This is a genomic window from Sphingobium sp. GW456-12-10-14-TSB1 (genome assembly GCF_059424385.1).
The window spans coordinates 222,757-243,028 of record NZ_JBWKZI010000002.1 but is presented as its reverse complement, the minus strand read 5'-3'; the positions used below and the strand labels follow the sequence as shown (position 1 = coordinate 243,028).

16 protein-coding genes are annotated in these 20,272 nt (G+C 61.3%); 4 read left to right on the top strand and 12 right to left on the bottom strand.

Annotation, left to right across the window (positions count from 1 at the left end; genetic code table 11):
• Nucleotides 1-47: 47 nt before the first annotated feature.
• Nucleotides 48-2,426: a sensor histidine kinase gene (locus AC07X9_RS18315; RefSeq protein WP_086486255.1), complete on the top strand. Its 2,379-nt coding sequence runs from the start codon at nucleotides 48-50 to the stop codon at nucleotides 2,424-2,426.
• On the top strand, nucleotides 2,423-4,255 hold the full coding sequence (locus AC07X9_RS18310; protein WP_086486256.1) for a hypothetical protein: 1,833 nt from the start codon (nucleotides 2,423-2,425) through the stop codon (nucleotides 4,253-4,255). Before AC07X9_RS18315 ends, AC07X9_RS18310 begins: the two co-directional genes overlap by 4 nt.
• On the opposite strand, the gene AC07X9_RS18305 is transcribed toward AC07X9_RS18310, so the two are convergent.
• A complete protein-coding gene (locus tag AC07X9_RS18305) occupies nucleotides 4,204-5,016 on the bottom strand; it encodes an IS5 family transposase (RefSeq protein WP_086485423.1) in 813 nt (270 codons plus the stop codon). The two genes, AC07X9_RS18310 and AC07X9_RS18305, sit on opposite strands and share 52 nt — an antisense overlap.
• Nucleotides 5,017-5,443: 427 nt before the next feature.
• Nucleotides 5,444-6,106 carry a hypothetical protein gene (locus tag AC07X9_RS18300; protein WP_086486257.1) on the bottom strand — a complete coding sequence of 221 codons (663 nt, stop codon included), beginning with the start codon at nucleotides 6,104-6,106 and terminating at the stop codon, nucleotides 5,444-5,446.
• 110 nt (nucleotides 6,107-6,216) lie between these two features.
• Between AC07X9_RS18300 and AC07X9_RS18295 the strand changes: the two genes are divergently transcribed.
• Together AC07X9_RS18295 and AC07X9_RS18290 are read left to right on the top strand one after the other, a co-directional pair.
• Nucleotides 6,217-6,552 (top strand): hypothetical protein, encoded by a 336-nt coding sequence (locus tag AC07X9_RS18295; protein ID WP_086486258.1) that lies wholly within the window; start codon nucleotides 6,217-6,219, stop codon nucleotides 6,550-6,552.
• A 143-nt stretch (nucleotides 6,553-6,695) separates the two neighbouring features.
• Complete coding sequence (locus AC07X9_RS18290) at nucleotides 6,696-7,088, top strand: hypothetical protein (RefSeq protein ID WP_086486259.1); 393 nt, start codon at nucleotides 6,696-6,698, stop codon at nucleotides 7,086-7,088.
• Nucleotides 7,089-7,090: 2 nt separating this feature from the next.
• Here the strand turns inward: AC07X9_RS18290 and AC07X9_RS18285 are convergent, their stop codons facing one another.
• From AC07X9_RS18285 to AC07X9_RS18240, 10 genes are all read right to left on the bottom strand, one after another.
• Nucleotides 7,091-10,834: a conjugal transfer protein TraG N-terminal domain-containing protein gene (locus tag AC07X9_RS18285; RefSeq protein ID WP_086486260.1), complete on the bottom strand. Its 3,744-nt coding sequence runs from the start codon at nucleotides 10,832-10,834 to the stop codon at nucleotides 7,091-7,093.
• A gap of 8 nt (nucleotides 10,835-10,842) precedes the next feature.
• On the bottom strand, nucleotides 10,843-12,267 hold the full coding sequence (locus AC07X9_RS18280) for a conjugal transfer protein TraH (RefSeq protein WP_086486261.1): 1,425 nt from the start codon (nucleotides 12,265-12,267) through the stop codon (nucleotides 10,843-10,845).
• Nucleotides 12,268-12,314: 47 nt separating this feature from the next.
• A complete protein-coding gene (locus tag AC07X9_RS18275; RefSeq protein WP_086486437.1) occupies nucleotides 12,315-12,875 on the bottom strand; it encodes a hypothetical protein in 561 nt (186 codons plus the stop codon).
• A 35-nt stretch (nucleotides 12,876-12,910) separates the two neighbouring features.
• Nucleotides 12,911-13,801 carry a conjugal transfer protein TraF gene (locus AC07X9_RS18270; protein WP_086486262.1) on the bottom strand — a complete coding sequence of 297 codons (891 nt, stop codon included), beginning with the start codon at nucleotides 13,799-13,801 and terminating at the stop codon, nucleotides 12,911-12,913.
• Nucleotides 13,798-14,394, bottom strand: coding sequence for a S26 family signal peptidase (locus AC07X9_RS18265; protein ID WP_086486263.1), 597 nt, complete (start codon nucleotides 14,392-14,394; stop codon nucleotides 13,798-13,800). Before AC07X9_RS18265 ends, AC07X9_RS18270 begins: the two co-directional genes overlap by 4 nt.
• Complete coding sequence (locus tag AC07X9_RS18260) at nucleotides 14,366-14,962, bottom strand: type-F conjugative transfer system pilin assembly protein TrbC (protein WP_495197993.1); 597 nt, start codon at nucleotides 14,960-14,962, stop codon at nucleotides 14,366-14,368. Before AC07X9_RS18260 ends, AC07X9_RS18265 begins: the two co-directional genes overlap by 29 nt.
• Before the next feature lie 265 nt (nucleotides 14,963-15,227).
• Entirely contained in the window at nucleotides 15,228-16,322 is a 1,095-nt protein-coding gene (gene traN / locus AC07X9_RS18255) for a conjugal transfer protein TraN (RefSeq protein ID WP_086486265.1), read from the bottom strand.
• Nucleotides 16,319-18,250 carry a hypothetical protein gene (locus AC07X9_RS18250; RefSeq protein ID WP_086486266.1) on the bottom strand — a complete coding sequence of 644 codons (1,932 nt, stop codon included), beginning with the start codon at nucleotides 18,248-18,250 and terminating at the stop codon, nucleotides 16,319-16,321. The genes traN and AC07X9_RS18250 overlap by 4 nt, the downstream gene beginning before the upstream one ends.
• A gap of 319 nt (nucleotides 18,251-18,569) precedes the next feature.
• Nucleotides 18,570-19,583: a TraU family protein gene (locus AC07X9_RS18245; protein WP_140159638.1), complete on the bottom strand. Its 1,014-nt coding sequence runs from the start codon at nucleotides 19,581-19,583 to the stop codon at nucleotides 18,570-18,572.
• Nucleotides 19,580-20,251, bottom strand: a complete 672-nt coding sequence (locus tag AC07X9_RS18240) for a conjugal transfer protein TraW (RefSeq protein ID WP_375713723.1) — start codon at nucleotides 20,249-20,251, stop codon at nucleotides 19,580-19,582. Before AC07X9_RS18240 ends, AC07X9_RS18245 begins: the two co-directional genes overlap by 4 nt.
• Between the last annotated feature and the right edge of the window lie 21 nt (nucleotides 20,252-20,272).

Sequence of the window (20,272 nt, the reverse complement as noted above, 5' to 3'; positions counted from 1 at the left end):
CGGCATCTTGCTCTTAGGCAAGGCTCGGCTGGGGTGGACAATAATCAATGGCGTTTAAGTTTGCCGCTCGGACAGTCCTGGAACTTGGCAAAGAACTGATCAGTTCGGATGAAGTCGCAATTTACGAGCTGATCAAGAATGCTGTCGATGCCGATTCTCCAAAGATCGAGATCGAAGCGCAAATCGTGCTGCGGCATAGCAGTTACGCTCTGGCGTTAGAGGAATTGGACGAAGGCGCTGCTCCAGAGGACGTGCTTGAAATCGTGCGCGATGGCTTGATCGATAGCGCTCCGCGTGCTGCAGTTGCGGAGTTCATGGTTCGCCTCGAGCGATACCAGGGTGATGCGAACCGTTTCAGAGTGGCGCTGATAGCCAGTTATGCGCGCTACAACTGGATAAAGGTCACCGATCGTGGCGGCGGCATGTCGCTGGAGGACCTAGACAAGGTCTTCCTTACTATCGGAACGCGCTCACGCCGCGCTGAAAATATGGAGGGTGCTCAGTTTCTGGGCGACAAGGGCGTGGGTCGCCTATCAACGATGCGCCTAGGCGACCGTTTGCTTGTTACCTCCGAGACTGCGGAACAGCCTTTTATCGGTCGGCTTCGAATAAATTGGGGTCTGTTCTCCCACGAGCGCGAGGTCCCGATCGAAGAAATCAATATCTATCCCGTCGCGGGACCAAAAAAGGGGAAGCCAAGCGACCAGGGAACTGTCGTGCAGGTGTCGATGCTCAATGCAGACTGGACGCCTGGCCGTTTTGACGATGTGATCCGTGGGCGCGTTGCGAGGATGATAAATCCGTTTACTGGCCTCGCGCAGGATAAGCTGATCGTCCGTTACAATGGCAGCCGCGTCTTGGTGCCTTCCGTCCCGCAGAAGCTGTTAGATGCAGCGCATGCGGTCTGCACGATCCGGTTCTCGTTCGAGAAGAGCGAGAATGGGCAGAGCGAGCCAGTCCTCAAGGTTTCGACGCATTACCGGATGCGCGACAAGGCGCTCTCCGCGACATATCGTGGCGCCGAAATCTACTCCATGGCTCAGCGCGATTCAAAAAAGCGTGGAAAAAAGGGCCATGCGGCTTTCGAGAATATTCGGATCCGTCCTCAAGCGTTGATCGATCTCGGGCCTTTCGAAGCAGATATATATTGGTATAATCGCCTCGTCGTTGACGCGATCGAAGGCCTGACAGAAAAGCAGCAGGCTACCAGAAACCTAATCACCGAGTGGGCCGGTGGTCCCATGCTTTTTCGTCACGGCTACAGAGTTCTACCTTATGGTGAGCCCGGCGATGACTGGTTGGCGCTGGATCGCAACGCGTTCGGCGAATCCGGCTTCAAGCTTAACAGAGGCCAGGTAATCGGCCAGGTTTTGATCCATTCGTCACATTTGGCGCTGAGCGAGCAGACGAATCGCCAAGGCCTCATCGAATCGGATGCGGAAGCTGCCTTGCGCAAGATGCTCATGGTGGCGGTTCACATCGACATGCGTCAATTGATCAACTCTGCCGATACGCTGGAAAAGACCTCAAAACGCGACGAGATTGCCAATGCTCAGCAGTTTCGTCGCACGCATGACGAACTCGGCGATGCGTTGAAAAATCTGCAGAGCAACCTGTCTGGCGACCAGCTTCCGTTGGCTCGTGAGGTAGGCCTCAAGGCGCGCGATCTGATGGATCAGTGCTCGACAATGGTCGCGACGTTGGACAAGTCGGTTGCTCGCTCAGAAAGCGACCGAGAAAAGTTCCTCCATCTGGCTGGCATTGGCCTGATGACTGAGTTTATTTTTCACGAGCTTGATCGAGCGGTCAGGCATACGCTTCGCGTTCTGGCGTCTGCTGCCGCACAAGACAAGCAAGCCGCTATGCGTTCGCTTGAGGATCAACTGGTGACACTCCAGAAGCGCGTCTCTGCGTTTGACGAAATGACGGGCGAGAAGCGCCAGTCGAAATCCACTTTCAATGTAAATGAAGTAATTGCCTTTGTACTTGCCGGGCATGACGAGCAATTTCGGCGGCACATGATCAAAGTCCATTTCGATCCCGAACGCCCACTCATCATTAAGGCCGTTCGTGGCATGGTGGTCCAGATAATCGAAAATCTTGTCGCCAACGCTGTCTACTGGCTAAAGATGCAATATGAATACCAGACGGGCTTTAACCCCGAACTGTGGATCGAGGTAGACCCAGACCTGAAAGCGGTAACCGTGGAGGACAACGGTCCCGGTGTTGATCCAGAGCGCTCCGAGACGATATTTCAGCCCTTCATTAGTTCGAAGCCGCCGGGCCAGGGGCGGGGTCTGGGGCTCTATATCTCGCGCGAACTCGCGGAATATCACGGTTGGACCCTCTACCTCGACAAAGAAGTAGGCCGCCATCGCAAGGAGCGGCTCAGTATGTTCGTCCTCGATATGGGTACCAACAAATGATCGCAGACACGCGCATAATCACCGCCATCAAGGCGAGCGGCATCAAGAACATTTTGCTGCTAGACGACGCCTTCGACGTTCCTGCTCTCGATGAGGGCGATTATGGTCCGCTTTATGAATTTCTCGAGAGTGCCGATGGGAAGAACCTAATTGTCGAGCTGGGGGTCGATGAAGACTCGCTGCGATCCGCCCTTTCCCAAATGAACAATGGCGAATATGTCGAAGACGAATTGATTAGTGTCGTCTCGAAGCTGCATCGCCAGTATATCCTGACGCGAGACCCGCGATTTGATCCCAACGGGGTATTCTCAACAAGGCTGAGCAACAATCTACAAGACGTCGATCCGCTGCTGGAAATGCTTGGTCGCTGTAAGGACGTAAAATTGTCGCTCGTGGGCCGCAATACGCCTCATGGCGATGCGGAGGCGCCCTTGCCAGACCTGATCTTCGCGGACTTCTATCTAGATGGCGACATAACCTCGGGCATGGAGCCGACGGAGGAAGAAGGCAAATTAGCCAAATCCGCATCGATCCAGCGTCTCGAAGAGTTGCTGAAGCCGTCAACGGCGGCAAAGCGGCATCCTTCGGTGATCCTGATGTCGTCCAAGAATGTGCGCGCCCAAGCCGAAGACTACCGTCGTGGTATATCAGGCGACGAGGGTAAGGTCTTCGCAAGCCGCTTCGGTTTCATTATGAAATCTGAGATCGTCAAACTCGCGAAGGCGGCCGACGAGGCGCCGCAGAAGCCAGCGAGCATTGAGGTTTCGGACCCTTCGGCAGATGTGCTGCTGGACATCATTCAGTCGCATCCATTCGGAGGAAAGCTGCACGACGCACTCAAATTCTGGCTCGATAGCGTAGAAAAAGGCAGGCTCGCGATGAAAAGCGACATCGAGCAGCTCACGCTCAAAGAGTTTGCTTATCTTGTCCGATTCCGGTTGGACCAAGAAGGGCTAAGCCTCTTCGATTACCTTGAATGGTTCTTCGGCGAATGCCTTCTAGGCGCAATCGGTGTCGCTGCAGCCGATGTCATCAAGCGCCCCACACGTGAGCAGCTCGACAAACATGCGGCGCTGATCGACGGTGCATATGACAAGGACAGAACGACCAAGATCGCGGAACTCTACCATCTCGCGCGAGTCGATCCGCGGCCCGCAACGAACAAGGAAATGCGATTAGGCGACCTTTACATTGATCCCGTCAAGAGGGGTATTCCGACGCTTTGGGCATTGCTCACGCCGGACTGCGACTTAGTTGTTCGAGGAAACGGGAAAATGGCCGCCCAGCAGATTTTGACCGTCAAAGGTCAGTTGTTACCGTATGACGCGCCTAAATCGTCACTTGCAGAATTTATTATCATCAAGGGCGTACAATATAGTGTTGAGTGGCAGCTAAAGGACCTGAAAACGCGGGACTCGGTGGCCGGCCTCGAATTTGTTGGAACGCTAAGGCCGATTTATGCGCAGGATCTCCAACGCAGGGCGCTGCAGGATCTGGCAAGGATTGGCCTCGGAGTTGCACCTGTGATCCGTATGGCAGGGACGGTCGCGCTAATGGTGAAGTTGCACGACAAGCTTACGAAAATCGACATTGGAGATGCGGATTTTTGCAAATGCGACATTTACCCCAGCCGCGGCGGTTCAGACGCGACGCGCGCGGTTCTTACTCGCAAGGCGGCGGATAACTTATTAGCGCGGATGGGCAAGCTCGATCGAGATTCCCTTGGCGACGAGGCAAAGAGCAGCATTCGAACTATCCTTAGAGTCGGTTTCGAAACTCATGCTGACCGTGCCAGTCTGCGGATCATGAGCAGTGCGGCGGCGGCGTAGAGGAAGGCCGCTGCGGATTTCAGCGTAGCCTCGACATCCTTGGCCAGGCGGCGATTTCGGTTGATCCATGCGAAGAAGCGTTCGACGACCCAGCGTCGTGGCAGGACGACAAAGCCGGTCTGACCGGTGATCTTGTTGACGATCTCGACCTTGATATTGGTGGCCTGGGTGACGCGCTCATGGTTGTAGCCACCATCGGCCCAGACCTTCTCGATGAACGGGAACAGGCTGCGGGAGATTTGCAGCACTGCGCCGCCGCCATCACGATCCTGCACATCGGCGGTGTGGGGTTCGACCAGCAGCGCCCTGCCATCGGTATCGACCAAGGCATGGCGCTTGCGGCCCTTGATCTTCTTGCCGGCGTCGTAGCCCCGTGGGCCGCCGCTTTCCGTAGTTTTGACGCTCTGGCTGTCGATGATGGCCGCGCTCGGGCTGGCTTCGCGCCCCACGCGTTGACGATCCGCCATCACCAGCGCGTGGTTTATCCGCTCGAACACGGCCTCGTCCCGCAAACGGGCAAACCAGCGATAGACCGTCTGCCATGGCGGAAAGTCTTTCGGCAGCAAGCGCCATGCGATCCCGCCGCGCAGAACATAGAAAATGGCGTTCACGATCTCACGCATCGGCCATCCGCGCCGTCGTCCGGTCGAACCGGGCATCGGCAGAAAAACTGCGATCAACTGCCACTCCGCGTCGATCAAATCCGTCTGGTATCGCTTCGAGACCCGCGTATGCTGCGCGCGGGTGGCTGGGGTCCACATACCTGCCTCCGAGATGTCTGCAAACTCCCGGAATCACATGTGCCTCAGCTGCTCAACCCCTTTCGAAACGGCCTCTTAGCAGATCTGGCTCGGATGGATTGCGGCGGGCACTGACAACAGGTGTCGCACTCGAGCAAGAGGTCGCTGGCGGCGTCGTCGTGACCGAAAAGATGACTGCCGCAAAAGGATGGTGCGGAATTGTTGTTGAGATGGACGTGGCGGGCAACGCTTAAGATTGAGAGATGCTTTCAAGGTAAGATCGACCACTTGGCGTCATCTTAGACAGACCGTCCGCTATCGGGCCTTGCCGAGCAGCGCTTGGGCGGCTGAAACAGGCGCGTTTCTGCCGCAGAATTGTTGTCTGCTCAAGCGCTCCAAATGTCGGCTTCCCTGATTTTGTCTCTCGAAGCGGACATTCTGGACAGTCTCAACATATGCATTCACCCCACTCCCATTTGAAACCCTTAACCTGCGCGCAAAGATGCGGCATACCCAGATCGTCGTGCCATTTCGCGGCACGCTGCAACAGGCCCAACCCACTGACCCGGCCCCGAATACACGGAAGAATGCCGGCGCTAAGACAAAGGCCTCGTTCCCACAGCCAGGCCTCAATCTCGGCAAGAGTGACTTTGCCCGAATTGCCTACATTCATTATTTTACCCCGCGTCAATGTTGCAACCCGCTTCGGAAGTAGCCGGTCGCGCTCGGCAGGGTCCGCTTCCGGCTCGATGACTAAATGTCGTAACACGTTGTTGGCCCGGCCTGACAATGCGGCACGGTTGGTTTGAATAGCTTCCTCCCGGGCACGCACCTCCTCACGTGACATGACATCGCGCACCCGGCCGATGCTGATCCCAAATGCTGCGGCAATTTCGCGCTGTTTCATGCCTTTGGCTTTCATGGCAATCATACGCTTTCCGCGCTCCTCTGCATCGCTTGGCTTCTGTCTGGGTTGCCGCATCGCAGGGCGTTTCACCTCGATAATGCGAACACCGTCCCAGAAGCGAATGCTGTGCAATGACTCATATCTGATCGCATTCATTGCCCATGTTTTCGCAGCGTCAACATCTGGCACGTCAACCAGCCTCATCGATGGCTCGCCCTCGTTAAAGATAAGATAGAATGCAAACGCAGGCACAAGATCGTCCTTCGGAAAGACCGTGATTTTCAGATAAAATCATTCCGTGGGCAAGATCGCAATTGCACCGCCGTTCGGCGCAAAAATACGCCGACACCAGCAAGGAGTATCAGCATATTTGCCGTAACATTCGCCCGAAAATGGTTCATCTGATGTTGAAAGGGCTGGACAGGCAAACCTCATTCGCACGATTTTGGCGGGACGTCCGTGCGCTTCTCTCGCTGCTGTCGCTCCTGATCAAGTTCGCGCGCGATCTGACGACCCAGGAGGCGGGCAAGTCGCAGGATGGCGGCATCCGCTTCGGTAGAAAGACTGGGAGGTGCATCTCGACTGGGCCGCTTCTTCTTCATCGCGGCTGGGTCCAGGATTTGAAGTACGCCCATTTGTTGGAACCGTAAAACAAAGCCCGATGGAGGGGGGGAGGAAAGGAGGGGGCAAGATACTTGCGGTGGCCATGGGCGATTGGTCCACAGTGATCGAGGCGGATCGGTTTCCAGTCGGATGAACCTGTGCTATTTTTCCAGATGGAAAGGCTCTGCAGATGCAGGATTTTGATCACGTCGAACAGGCAGATGAGGCGCGCGCGCCATCGCCGCGTGCCGCCGATTGGTTTTGGCGACCATGGTATGCGAAGCTCTATTGGGCAACGGCGCTGCTGTACTGGATTAGCCTCGAGATCATGATAACCATCCCGTATGACCGGACGAATACCTCCGTGGCCAACACCATGGTGCTGCTCATTTTCGTCTTCAATCCGATCACGGTCGTGGCGGCTCTCGGCTATGGATTTTTGAAAGCCAAGGTTGCTTGCGGAGAATGGGTGATTACGCCAGGACCGGCTTCGCAAAGACCTGTCATGGATCCCTATACCGATCCATCCGATCCGAGATCGGGCGATATGCATCTTCGACACATCGGCGTGATTCAGGACTGACATCATGGATCCCGGCGCTCCTTGAAGCTGGCATCCCCGTCCGCCATTCCGTGGTCGCGATCGAAAAGCAACCGCCCCGAACTGAGGATCGACGACTGCTCCATCGAGGTGACCGGACCGGTGACATCGACCGTACCCCGTCCTGAATCGGCCTGCTGCAAATACCGGTTACGAATCCCGTCATTGCCGAGAACCCGTTCGCCCAGTTCTCTGGCGAATGCCTCTTCTGGACGCCCTGAGCGAGAGGCTGCTTTCTCTGCGGACGCGATCGCCTCCCGAACATCATAATTCACGACGTCGATTGATGATCGGGCCGAGACGGCCGCTATCCCTCTATCGGAAATGTCAGCGTTCACTCTGCCGCTCAACGAGCCTGTGGCGCTACCTTTGCCACTGTCTTTTTCTGCGCCGCCTCTACCACCGGTACCAACTCCCCTAGATGCTGAAGCTGTGAGATCACCCGAGATGCTCTGGCTATCCGCTGTCGAATGCTCCGCGGACCTCGAGAGCGACCGTTGCCACCCGGTCTGAACCATGATCGCGGTGACATCGCGTTCCAGTGTATCGGCAACTTGCGGTTTCAGCCGCCAGTCACCCCGCCGATCCATCTCGAACCCGCCGCGCAACCAGTCGGCCATGGCGGCCTGGCCTTGCGCGCCGCTGCCCAGGAAATGCTCGATCGTGTCAGGCCCCGCCTGCTTGCCGGCTTCGAACCGCGTACTGGTGTCGTTGCGCGCAGATTGGCTGAACCCGGTGCTGCTGGAGACGAGCAGATCATTATGCGCAAAGCTGAACCGGGCGTGCCCGCCATTGGCGATCGCGCCAAGCTGGCTTTCGTTGATGAGTCCCCCGCGCCACAACTGTGCGGCCAGTTCCGGCGTCAGGTTGAGGCCGATGTCGCCATTCTGATCCATCGCGATCTGGCGCTTCGACAGCTCCACGCCATGAGTGCGCAACAGAGCCTGGGTGCGGGTGAGCCGCTCCTTGTCGACGATGCCGGTCAGTCGCTCGTTGCGTGCGCGATCGGCGATGCCTTCCGCACCGCCTTGCGCCATATCGACTTGGTTTCCGGCAGTGCCCGCCAGCGCGCGGATGAAAGAATCCAGACGCGCGGCTTCGCGCGCCGACACGCCAGCCGCAGCAGCGCCTTGTGCAAAACCGGCATTATCCGCCTGACGCCGCTGCTCACCGATCTGGGCGGAGCTGCGCACGCCATCAGGACCGATCTCGCGCTGGGCATCAAGCTTGCCCGACCGCTCGGCAAAATCATAACCGGCGGCTTCGCGTGTGCGGCCATAGACGCTGGTCCCTTCACGGGTCGCCTCGGCCGTAGCGCCGTCTGCGGTTCCCACCTGCACGGCGGCATTATAGCTTTCCAGGGCGCGGAGCACCTGGGCCTCGTTGCGCCCGGTCGAACGCGACAACTGGCTAATCGCGGTCGATCGCGCTTCACCCGAAAGCGCATTGATGAACCCGATGCGCCGGCTGGTCTCGGTGACGGAAAGGCCGAGCATCCCTGCGGCCTCGCGCTGCCCCTGATTATGCCCGGTGCGATGGGCCTGTTCCGTCGCGACATTGCCGCGCTCGACCGCCGCAACCCTGTCGCCGGCATAGTCCCGTCGTCCTTCCATCGCGCCAGCCTGCGTCTGCGCGGCAGTCAGGTCATTGCGCAGCATCTGTTCCTGATCGAAGGCGTTGGCCGTGATCTTGGCGAAGGTTGGATCAGCACCGGCCTGGGCGATCACGGTCGACGCCTTGAGCGCCGCATCCTTTGCATCATAGCCACTGCGTTCAAAATGCCGCTGCGCGCCCGACTGCATCATCTCATAGGCTTGGCTGTCGCCGAACGCCTTCCACTGCACCATATTCTGCGCGAACGCGGCAAAAGCGCGTTCGCCGCCCTGGCCTTCGCCGAAATAGCTCGTGCCAAGCTTGCGCAGCGCATCTCCCTGCGCAAAATTGTGGATCGCCGAGGTCGCCGCATTGGCCCGGATCGCACTGGCCGTGGCAGGATCGTTCAAATCCCGCCCGGCAAGGGCAGGAGAGAGCCCGCCCAGTTCCCGCGCGGCATCGGCCCGGCCAAGCCCGAACGCCGCAGTTCCGGTCGCGCCGCCGCCATGTTCTCCGATGACCGACCCGGCTGAAGAAAATGCGCGATCGAGCCCAAAACTGCTGCGCTCGCCAAAATCGCCGAACCCCGCTGATGTGGAGCGTCGCGCCATCGTGCCACCGGCCGAAGCTTGCGCTTCGAGCGCGGAGGCGTAGCCCTCGCTTGTCCCGACGGTTGCCGCCGCCATGCTGCCCTGGCCCTGGACACCCAGCATACCCGACGTGAAGGCGGTGAACATATTGCCCGAGAAGCGGAACACAGTGAACACGAACGCGCCTGCCAAGCCCGCCGCTGCTGTTCGGAACGAGCCGAAGATAGCGAGCGCCTTCATCGCGGCCGATGGCGCAAGGATCCAGCTATCGGCCGCGACGTTGGTCGCGCGCAGTTCGGCCAACACGTCCATCGCCCGGCCCAGGGTCAGCTGGTAGATGCCGGCATCGATCACGCCCCACAGCGCGACGAAGACGAACAGGCCCAGCGCAAAGCTTGCGACCCGCAGGTTGATCGGCGTCAGGATGAACAGCAGCGCGATCGGCATCATCATCAGCATGATCGCGAACACCGAAGCCCGGATGGTCGGCATCCACTCATTGGCCGTCGAAAGCGTCGCAAGCCCGTTGGACTCGATCGCCCGGTTCGCCATTACCCGCGCGGTCGCCGCCGGTGAATCCTCGAACAGGACGTCGCCGACGGTCTGGCCGAGCAGGATGTTGGTGAGGAATTTTTGCCGGCTCATGGATTGGCCGAGCATCATGTCACCCAGCGCATCGATCTGCTGGCGGCAGCGATCGCGCTGGCTCGCCTGGTTCACATCGAACCCGGTGCGCGCGCAGACCTGGTCGCTATAGGCATCGAACAATGTGGCATCCGACAGGCGGTCGGCGATATACGCCCAGGCTGCATCGCAGCTCATCGTCGTTCCCGCTTTGTCGCTCGGCGTGAAGACGGTCGAGAAGGTCGCAGGGCCCGCCATCGCCGCAAAGGAGGCAGGGAGGTCGGTCGAGGTCCGGAACAGCTGATCGTCATCGACGCCATAGGCCGGAGACACACGCGCCACTGGATAGCATTGGCGCACATAATCCTTCACGCTCGCGTCGAGGAAGGTATCGACGATCGGGCTGCGCGGCGACACTGCGTTGAGGAACAGGTCGAACGCATGGCCGCCTGCGCCAAATTCCAGCTTGGCATTGGGATCGGTGGTGTTGTCATCGATGGTTTCAGCCAGCGCCCGTTCCATCAGATTGGTGACGCCAGCCACCAGCACGATGAGATTGGGAACGTCGCCGACCGGCTGATAGGCATTGCGTACCCGGTCATAGATATGGACGGTGCCGGTCGTGGCGATCATGCCTGCAAATAGGCCGATGCCGACCAGCATCTGGAACCCGAAGGCGACCAGGCCCATGCCCGATCCCCGGATACTGGCGATGACCGCGCCGAACGCGATGCCGGCCACCGCGATGATGACGACCAGCGTCTCATAGCGGGGATCACCAAAGATCATCGCCACCAGGTGAAACGCATCGACGGTTTCGGAGAAGCCGTCCCAGGTGTGATAGCTCGCATCGATGGCCAGAGCGGGTGAGGCACTCAGCAGGCCGAACAGGACGCATGCCAGGCGAATGAGTTGGCGCATGGCTCGCCTCACCGGTTGCGGTTGGCGTTGGCGCCCGCGGCGTCGCGGGCATCGCGGTCACGCTGGCGCACGACCCCGGCATAGCTTGCCGACAGGTTCGCCTGGCTCATGGCAGCCATATAGGACTGGCGCATCTGCGCGCGCTGGCGCAGCACCTCATCGCGCAGCTCGCGGAGCTGCTCGATGCCCTTGGTCAGAATGCGGGTCTGGCAGATGTTGGTGTTTTCCGCGTCTGCCGCGCCAGCTATGGTCGCGCCGCGCTCGGCGTTCTGGAGCGCGAAGTCGATAGAGCGGGTGAGATCGTTGAGCATCTGATAGGCAAGGGTCAGGGCGACCAGTTCGTCGGTATCGGCGATCACGCTGTCGGTGAGGCCCTGCCGCACGCCCCATTCGAGCAGGCGATAGACCGGCAAGGTCCGCACATTGGCGATAAACTGCTTTTCCTCAGATGTGAGCGCCGCGCGTGTCCGGATCTTGACGGCGATCGCGTCCATCCGCTCGCGCGCCAGCACCAGTGCGCCGCGCCCGGCGCCGTTCACCGAGCAGTCCGAGACGGTCGCGGGAATGTTGAGCGCCCGGGTCGGTACGCGCCCGGTCAGGAAATCATCGGCGCTTTCGGTGTCCTGGCGCGGGCAGGCGGGGATGGCCGAGAAAAGCGGCACTTTGTCGTTAGCGTCCCAGCGCATATAGACGTCGCCCACGCGCGCCCGCATCACGCCTGCCCAGTCGGACGCGCCGACGCGCGCGGCGGCATGGGCGAGCAGTGAGCCGGTCTTGAAGATGTCGGTGACCTCGGCCGGGCAGTTGGCGAGGGCATCTTTCAGATCTTCGGTCGGATTGCCCTTATTCGCCTGGATCTTCTCGCGGCTCTGCTGCCAGCTATTGGCATAGCCTTCGCGGATCGACTTGTAGCCGGTCATCTCCTCGACTATCCCCGACATGTTATCGTCGCCTTTGGCGATCTGGACCATGCGGTTGGCGAGACGGCAGTCGTTCACCTGGATGGAATTGAGATAATTGGTGGCGGCTTCCATCTTCGAGATGATGTTGCCCATCTTCTCATCCAGGGTTTCGAGCAGATATTGAAAAGCCACGGCCGGCGCGGCCTGCAGAATCGTTTCCAGCTTCTGGACCAGATAGTCGGGGTCGAGAAACGACATGCCGCCTAAAAACATGTCGATGCCGCCGCAGCCCGCCTTCACCTTGGGCAGGGTCAGGCTCATGAGATAATCGTCGTGCACATCGACCCGGCCCGACATGCCGCCTGCGGTCACATAGCCGCGGGTCTGGTCCTCGAAGCTGCCGGGCGAAGTATAGGTGACATTATCGAACCAGCTTTCGGCCCAGCCTTGCGCATAGGCAGGGGCGGCGTGACCGCACGAGGCGACAATGATGGAGAGCGTAAGGATCAGACGATGTGGATGATGTCCCATGGCAGGCTTCCTCATGAAAATGGACAAGCGACGCCGCCCCGCCATGATCAGCGTCGCTTTCGGCTGGAGGAGGTCGGCGCCCTCACGCCGACGATCCCGGTAAATTTCGACATGGCGCGCACGCCGACTGCTGCCCTGGTGCCCGTCAGCATCCGGGCGGCAAGCCAGGCATTGCGTGCGATATTGGCGCCATGATCGGTACCGATCGCGATCGGCACCATGCGGTTAGGGTCGCTAAGCGGGCGCGCCCAAGCGACCGGGTTTCCGACCCACGGCAGGCCCAGGCGCCCGGAACGCAGCATGGCTTCCTCTTGCCCCAGCGCCCGAACCTGCCAGCCGTAGCGGGCGCGGAACGTGGACAACTTTCTCCACAGATCGCCGCAGGGCAGGCAGCCTGGCGATGTGCTCATCTCGATAGTGTAGAGCGCGGCCTGGCCACGCAGCATGACGTCGAAATCGGCAGGAAAGTCGCGCGTGGCCGGCACGCGCGCGAGCCAAAGCCGCATGTCCGCAGCTGTCGAGACCGGATGAATGGCCGCTCGCCTCGCCAGATCCCGATCTGTGTGCAGCGCATCGGCCATTGATTGCATCTGCGCCCAGACCGCCATCAGCACCCAGGCGAACCGGGCTTTCCCGAAGCGCGTCACGGCCTGGGCTCCCGGGCGTCGATGAGGTCGCCGCCGATCACGCGCGGATCAGTTGAAGAGACCGGCCCGTTGGCGAGCGCATCGAAGAAGCCATCTTCCTCGCCGGCTCCCGTCAGCCATTGTTCGGGCCGGATATCGCCGCTCAGTAGTCTCACGGCCTGATAGGCCATCTGCGCGAGATTGGGATAGGTTTCGACCCCCGCGGCGATCACCATGCGCTGGGGACTGTTGCGGCGAACGATCATGGTTGTCGGCGTCACCTCGACCCCGAAGCGCTGTTTGAGGTCAGGCCTCCTATCAAGATCCATGAGGCTGACCTGCCAGCCCATTTCGTCCTGGAACCGCTGGACGATCGGCCATTGCACCTTGCAATAGCCGCAGGACTCCCGGGCGAACATGACGAGCGCAAATTCGCCGGCATGCGCGCGCAGATAGTGGCGGCGGACCTGATCCTTTTGCGCGCCGAGCGCATCGCGGGCTTCGCCTACCATCGGATTGGCGGCGCGGGCATTGAGTTCGGGGTGGGTCAGCATGGCAAGCTGGGTGACGCCGGCAAAGGCGCGCGCCTTGCGCCGGGCGAAGTCCTGCAGCCGCCAGAAATCCGCGACCGCGTCGATGGTCAACACCGTCGCGGCATAATCGCGCTGCTGTTCGATCAGCTTGGCGATCCGGGGCGGCGCCCATCTGGCCAATTCAACCATCGGCGGAATGACGGGTTTGGGGACGGCATCATCTGGAGCCTTTTCCGCAACGTCGGATCTGGGCGTCTCATACCACCAATAGCCGCGCGCCCCGCGATCGCCCGTACCGGACGATGTGGCCTGCGCACCTGCGAAGCTGACCGGCAGCAGCAGGAGCGGGGCGGCCAGCGGGAGGAGGCGCTTCACAGCAGCTTCTCCATGCGGGTAAGCCGCTCGATCGCGACCGGGCCATAATAGCGGCTATCATATCCATCGGGATGGCTTGAGCCGACGAAGATCATGCCATCGGGAATGCGCGGACTTTGCGGCCGCCAGTGGTCGAGCGCCTTGCCGCTGCGCGCTACAGGCTTGGCGACGCCCATGAGCTGGCCATTGCAATGATAGAAACCGTTGCGGCCCGTACCCAGGGTGGCGGGCTTCTCGACCATGACGATCCGGTCGCCGGGCATGCACAAGGCATATTTGGTGACAGCGACAGGTGCGGGGCCAGCGACCGGGTCGGAGAGCATGAACGAGACGAGGTCGCCGCGGCGGACCGGGCCGGGCGAGCGGTGCACAACCCAGGCATCGATAGAGGGCGTCATGACCAGAGTGATCTGCGGCATCGCCCACCAGGCGAAGAGACCAATCGGCAGGACGATCCCATAGGCTTTGAAGAGCTGCCCCGGGCGCGCCGGTTGCCCCAGACCGCTCGCGCCCAGCGCAACGGCGGCGCGCAGCGGCAGATCCTTAAGTTCGTGCCAGACCCGGTTACCGGCGCGCCATGCGAGCAAGAGCATCCTGCACCTCCGCCTTGCCGCCAAGGCGGCCATATTCCTCCAGGAGCCCGGACAGGGCGGCGTCGCCCAGCACGAGATGCGCCGCGCGGGGGCTGGCCTCGTCGCGCTCGCAATAGGGCTTGGTCGGATCGCCAGGGATCATCGCCAGCGCGGGTACCTGTGTGACGCGATGTTGCCGGAAGACCAGCGGATCGACGATCAGCTGCACGTCGCGCATGGCGCAGGCCGGACCTTCGCAGCCCTGATCGATACGCAGGATCGCGGCAGACAATTTCGCCATCGGCGCTACCTGCCGCATCCCGCCTGGCATGCCGCGAAAGGCCATCACGCCGCCAACACGTTCAAGCTGCCCTGCATAGGTGCGCAAAGTTTCGACCGGCATGGACGATGACACGAACAGGACCGGGACCCGGTTCTTCCCACCGTTGGCTGACATGACCCCGGCCAATGCCGCCTCTTCGGGTTGTTCGAGGCCGAGCGCTTGGGCGATCCGGTGACTTGCAACGGCTCGCTCGGTCTCCAGCGCTTGGCGTGCGGCCGCAACATCGGACTGCACACGGTCCGCCATGGCCGGGTCATGCTTGTGCTGGCTCATCCCCTTAAAAGCTCGCCGTTGCGCCGCTGCGTCAGTTTTGGCGGGCAGAACGGGCGAAGGCGGCGCGGATGCCCTGGTTTTGCCGACAGCGCGCTTTACGCGTTCGAGCGCCGCGTCGCCCTGGTCCTCAATCCGCGTCCGCGCATTATCGCTCGTCGGCTGACCGGCCGGGGTCTGCGGTTGGCTCGCCTGGAGCCATGCGGGCGCAAACACGATCCCGGCCAGAAGCAGGGCGCGCCTAGTTATTGATCGTCTGCATATGGGCATCGATCTTGTCCTTCATATCGATCTGGATGTCGGATTGGGCACGCGCCTCGATTTCCGTGTAATATTCGGAGAGGTCCATTTTGCTGAAATCGAGCGCCTGGAATTCTTCCGGTGTAAAACCGCGGCAATAGGGCTGCTTGGCGGTGCCCCAGCCAATGGCGCTAAAGGCCTTCAGTTGCGGGCGACCCTGTTCCTGGATGATACGGCCAAGCTTGGTGTTGAAGCAGCAATGGCCCCGAGCCTTCTGCACGCAGATGCCAAGGATGCTCGATGAACAATAGCTGCCGACCTCATGGCACATGCCCGAACCGCGCAGCATGCCCACTTCCATATCCTGTTGGTCGCAACCCTGGAGCAGCAGATCGATCATGACATTGACCGCAAGGCTGATCGCGATCGATGTGGGATCGATGCCGACGATGATCGCATTGGCGCCCGCGCTCGCCGCCTGGCTTGCGGTCGCGCCGGCCCTGAAGGCGGTGTAGGCTGCTTTCATGCCGGTGAAGACGCCCTTGGCGACCGCGATCTTCGTCGTGATCGACGAGATCGAACCGCCCATGCCGTCCTTCACGATTTTCCCCTTGTCCTTGCAGCAATTCTGGAAGGTCGTGCTGAGACCGGCAGGGCGGCAACGCGCCGCACGACCGGAAAAAATCTCGATCGTGCCAAGGCAAGTACCATCGGCATCGACGCCGCCGTCGGCCTCGACGCCCGGATCATCCACCACGGGCTCCTCGACGATGGGATTGGCGCCAGTGTCGATACAGGCATTGGCCGAGCAGCTTGGCGCGCCGCCGCTCGCGGGCACCGCGCAGGCATGCTGATCGCCCAGCGGGCAATGCATGACACCTGTCCCATCGGCCTCACAAAGGGTTTCGCCAATGGGGCACATCCATCCGCCCGCGCCGGTGAGGTGACAGCTTGCCGTTTCGCCGTCGTCGGCCGCGTCGCCATTGCCATTGCGATCGACCGCGCAGAGCTGCTGGGCGAATGCGGCGCTGGGCATCAGCGGGACACCGCCAACGAGAAGGATCATCCCTAAGAGCAAGATGCGTCCGCGCCTCATCGCACGGCACTCGTGCAGACCATGTCGGCGCCGCCCAGGCGTACCGTCTGCATCATCACCACCGCTTCGGGGAAATCATCGATGCAGCCACAGCCCTGGACCAGTTCCTCGCCCTCGCCCGCGGGGCAGACATTGCTGTCCTGGCAGGCGTGATAGAAACTATCCCAGCCTATGGGGTCGGTCTGCTTCGCGCCCGTCACGCCATCGGGTGCGACGGCTGCGTTGGCCTGCGGCTTGCGGGTCTTGCAGATCGGCTCGCAGGCATTGACGGTGCCCAACACCGGCAAGGAAAAATTGCGGGTCGTCAGGCTTTCGCTGCCATCGGCATGCTTCACCCGGTCAGCGAGCAAAGTCTCGGTCGAATGATCGATGATATAAGCGCCGCGCGAGAGATCGGGCTGCGGGGCAGCGCCTAAATCGACCGTGCAGGCGTAGCGGCGCTGGCGCTCGAAGAAGGCGCGGCTGACCTGCGTCGCGCAGGCGCCGGTGCCGATCAACCGGGTCTGGGGCAGGGGGCTAAGCCCGGTCTTGACGCCGTTGCGATAGGTGACGACGCCATCGACCTCTTCGTCGTCGAGGCGGCATTTATCATTGGCAGCATAGCCCGAACAGGTGTCGACAAGCTGCTCGCTCGTCTTGCAACCCGCGTCCACCGTCGCTTCGATTGCGGCATAAGCTTCGCCGCCATCGGCGACCGCGACACGCAGCCAGATATCGTGATCGCCTTGCGTGAGCTTTCCTGTGAGATCGAGATTGGGATCGACATAGAAGGCGCTCTTCTTCTCGCATTTGCCCGGTGGCGGTCCGGTTCCACTCCAGCCATCGGGACCTGAACCGACCAGTTCGCCATCGATCCGTATCTGCGCCCAGTCGTCACCGCCAAAGCGAGTCAGAAGTACCTGCTGTAGCCTTTGGGCATCCTTGACCCGCAGCGTCATATGAAAATCGATGAGGGTGCAGGATCCACCTGTGAGGCTGTTGTCGACGGGCGAACCCATGACAAAGGTGCGGCTGCTTGGATTTGCAGCAGAGGTTGCGTAGCCGCCCGACACGCGATCGATGATCATTTCGGCGGTTACTTCTTCCTGTGCGATCTGCCGGGTAATGGTGCAGCTTTTGATGACCTGCGACGTGCCGGTTCCAGCCGAAGACGCGGACAGCGCTTGGAAAACACTGCTCGTCTGCGCGGCACCATAGGCGTCGCTCGCCATGGCGCCCGGATTGGCCTTGTAGGCTGTGGCGCCAATCCGGGGCTGCGCCGTACAGGATGTGGTTTGCGCGCCGGTATAGCGGATGAGCGGGCCATCGATGGACGCCTGCGCGATGCCGATACGCGGATCGGCCGTGGTAAGCGCGCCGACCACGCCGCCGCCCAGATCCTTGAGGATCGAGGCCATATTGCCCCAGACCAGATTGCTGCCACAGCTATTATTGACGCAGTAACAACCGGCCAGATCGGTCAGCTCGACCTGGGCCAGCTTCAAAGATCCGGACGCGGACGCGTCCCAGCGGAAAAAACGGCACGCGTCCCAGCGGCCCGGCGTGCAGGAGATGATCCCGTTCGCGCAAATCCCCGAGGTGGGAACAGGAACGGTCAATGCCTCATCGAACCTCCCGTCGAGATCGCTGTCGCGCGCAATGCTGAGCGTGCCGATATCGCCGGTGGCGTTTGGTTGGGCGAGCAGTTCGAGCAGTGTCGCGCTCTTCTGGCAGGCAAGGTTGGGCGTGAAAGTCTTTGAGGAATCCACGGTGGCGATCGGCGCTCCGGCCATACCCGGCGTCACATAATGGCCAAGCAGCGCGTCGCTGTCCGCGCTCTTAGCCCGCGCGGAGGCCGCCGCAGCGCGGGCGCGGTCCTGCGCCGTTTGCGCATGAAGCGGGGCAGGCAGGGCGAGCGCTGCGACAAGGACGAGGGTGCCTGGCCTCATGGCCAGTTCTCGCCCGGGGTAATCTGCCGCGACCCGCGCCGCAGCCGGAACAGCAAAACCGCTGGAACAAGCCCGGCACGCTCTGCCCGGAATACAGCTTGGCCTTCAAAAACGGTCAGCGTGGCCACGACCACATGCAGCGAGGAGGGGCACGCCGCATGATCGTCTGCATTTGTGGCCACGCCGACCGTCCGACCAATGCCGCAGGAGGGATGCGACACTGGCCTGACCGCAGGGGGTACGCCTGGCCTGGTGGAATGACGGGCAGACCATCGGCTGGGGCCAGGCGCTGCCATGCGGATCGGGACAGGCGATCTGCTCATGGCGTCGAAACCCCGGCGCAGCAGATCGTCTTTTCAAACAGCATGAACTGCGCATTGTCCTTGCCCGGCGCATGCTTGGCGCTGGTCCAAAGCGTGCCGGGCCGCCCGACATTGACGCACTGGCCGCCCTTGACCGGTTCCATGAGCTGGAACTTGTAGCGGCTCTTGGTCCAGACCGGTTGCGGGATGAACGAGCAGCCGTCCGCTGAACTCACGGTAAGGGCGCCAAGCCGCCCCATCATGAAGACGCCGCGCGCGGCGAGCCCCGCCCAGGCCTCGACGCTGTCGCCAAAATGGATGTCGCCGGCTACCGGATAAGTGGCGCCCCAGGACCCCATGCACCAGAAGAGCGGATCGACGACCTTGCCGGCCGCGGCCGCGGCGCTGTCGGCCATGCAGGCAAGGCCTGCGGCCGGATTGCCGAACAGGATCGCCTCGGGCTGGATGATCGCGCCCAGCGTTGCAGACTGCCAGGTCGGCAGCACCTCGGTGATCAGCGCCACGTCGAAGCCGTCATCCTCGACGCAGGGCAGGTCGGTGAACATGTCGAGCATCTTCCAGACCGGCGCGATATAATAATGCATCTGGGCGAACATCTTGCGGGTATTGGTGCCGTCCGCGATGCTGGTCTGGCTGCCCTGCAGCCTGCCGCCGGTCGGCATGAGGTCAGCGCCCAGCGCCATCATGCAGCCCGGCTCCGTCGCCACGTCGACCATGCGATTGGGCGACCAGAAACTGACCTTCACGCCGAACCAGAAGGTCACGCCCTTGCGGCAGGCACATAAGGGTTTGGAGGCGGACTGCGCATCGAGCGCCTTGCCGAGCGGATCGCTCGGACCCACCTTCACGCCGCCGATGGTGATCGGGAAGATGCAGTTCCAGCGCACCTTGGTGATCGGGTTGAAGACCGTGCCCGCCTCACATTTGGAGGCATAAGCGGGCGAGGCGAGCGCCAGTGCTGCAAAGGCCGAACCGCATATCAGGATTTTTCGGATCGCGAGCATGTTCATCGCGCGATGCTCCGCGGACTGGGGGGCATGGCGACCTCGGTCAGCACCAGCTTTTGCCCCGTCTGGGCGACGATCACCGGCGCGACCGTGAGGCCGAGCCGTGCCTTTACGCGCTCTTCAAGCAGGAACAGCGCCCGACCGTGACGCTCACCCAATGTGATCGCATCGGCATCTGTATCTCCCGCCTGGGAAAGACCACCGGCGGCAAGCAGGATGAAGTCGGCGGGCCTTGCGGTACGCAGCGCCCAGGCCAGATCGCGCGGATGCACGACGATGAGCCGCTGGGGCAGCGCAACATAGGCAAGGGGATTGAAGCTATACCCTTTGGCATAGAGGAGTTTTCCGCCCGGCAGCCGGATATCCTGATCGAGCGTGTAGAAGGGCACTACCGTCCGGTTGCGATCGGCGCGGGCGATACCGAGCGCGGCAGGTTGCATTGCCGACCAGCGCTCGCGCGGCCCAAAAGCGGTTTTCATGTCTGGAACATGCGCGGCGCGGCCTTCGATCTCGCTCAGCGCATCGGGTTCGGCGATCGGCCAGGTGCGGCCGATGGTGCTGGTCGCAGCCGGTACGGACACGGGCGTCATCAGCCCCGTCATCAGCGCCAATGGCGCCAGGGCCGACAGGGCAGGAAGGCGACCGCCAGGGCATATGGATCTAGCGACCATGGCGCCGTCTCCAATATGGCG

Excerpts from the sequence above, each read along its gene's own strand:
- AC07X9_RS18315 (WP_086486255.1), top strand. The coding sequence starts at position 48 with ATGGCGTTTAAGTTTGCCGCTCGGACAGTCCTGGAACTTGGCAAAGAA.
- AC07X9_RS18310 (WP_086486256.1), top strand. The coding sequence starts at position 2,423 with ATGATCGCAGACACGCGCATAATCACCGCCATCAAGGCGAGCGGCATC.
- AC07X9_RS18305 (WP_086485423.1), bottom strand. The coding sequence starts at position 5,016 with ATGTGGACCCCAGCCACCCGCGCGCAGCATACGCGGGTCTCGAAGCGA.
- AC07X9_RS18300 (WP_086486257.1), bottom strand. The coding sequence starts at position 6,106 with ATGAGGCTGGTTGACGTGCCAGATGTTGACGCTGCGAAAACATGGGCA.
- AC07X9_RS18290 (WP_086486259.1), top strand. The coding sequence starts at position 6,696 with ATGCAGGATTTTGATCACGTCGAACAGGCAGATGAGGCGCGCGCGCCA.
- AC07X9_RS18285 (WP_086486260.1), bottom strand. The coding sequence starts at position 10,834 with ATGCGCCAACTCATTCGCCTGGCATGCGTCCTGTTCGGCCTGCTGAGT.
- AC07X9_RS18280 (WP_086486261.1), bottom strand. The coding sequence starts at position 12,267 with ATGGGACATCATCCACATCGTCTGATCCTTACGCTCTCCATCATTGTC.
- AC07X9_RS18275 (WP_086486437.1), bottom strand. The coding sequence starts at position 12,875 with ATGGCGGTCTGGGCGCAGATGCAATCAATGGCCGATGCGCTGCACACA.
- AC07X9_RS18265 (WP_086486263.1), bottom strand. The coding sequence starts at position 14,394 with ATGCTCTTGCTCGCATGGCGCGCCGGTAACCGGGTCTGGCACGAACTT.
- AC07X9_RS18260 (WP_495197993.1), bottom strand. The coding sequence starts at position 14,962 with ATGGCGGACCGTGTGCAGTCCGATGTTGCGGCCGCACGCCAAGCGCTG.
- traN (WP_086486265.1), bottom strand. The coding sequence starts at position 16,322 with ATGAGGCGCGGACGCATCTTGCTCTTAGGGATGATCCTTCTCGTTGGC.
- AC07X9_RS18250 (WP_086486266.1), bottom strand. The coding sequence starts at position 18,250 with ATGAGGCCAGGCACCCTCGTCCTTGTCGCAGCGCTCGCCCTGCCTGCC.
- AC07X9_RS18245 (WP_140159638.1), bottom strand. The coding sequence starts at position 19,583 with ATGAACATGCTCGCGATCCGAAAAATCCTGATATGCGGTTCGGCCTTT.
- AC07X9_RS18240 (WP_375713723.1), bottom strand. The coding sequence starts at position 20,251 with ATGGTCGCTAGATCCATATGCCCTGGCGGTCGCCTTCCTGCCCTGTCG.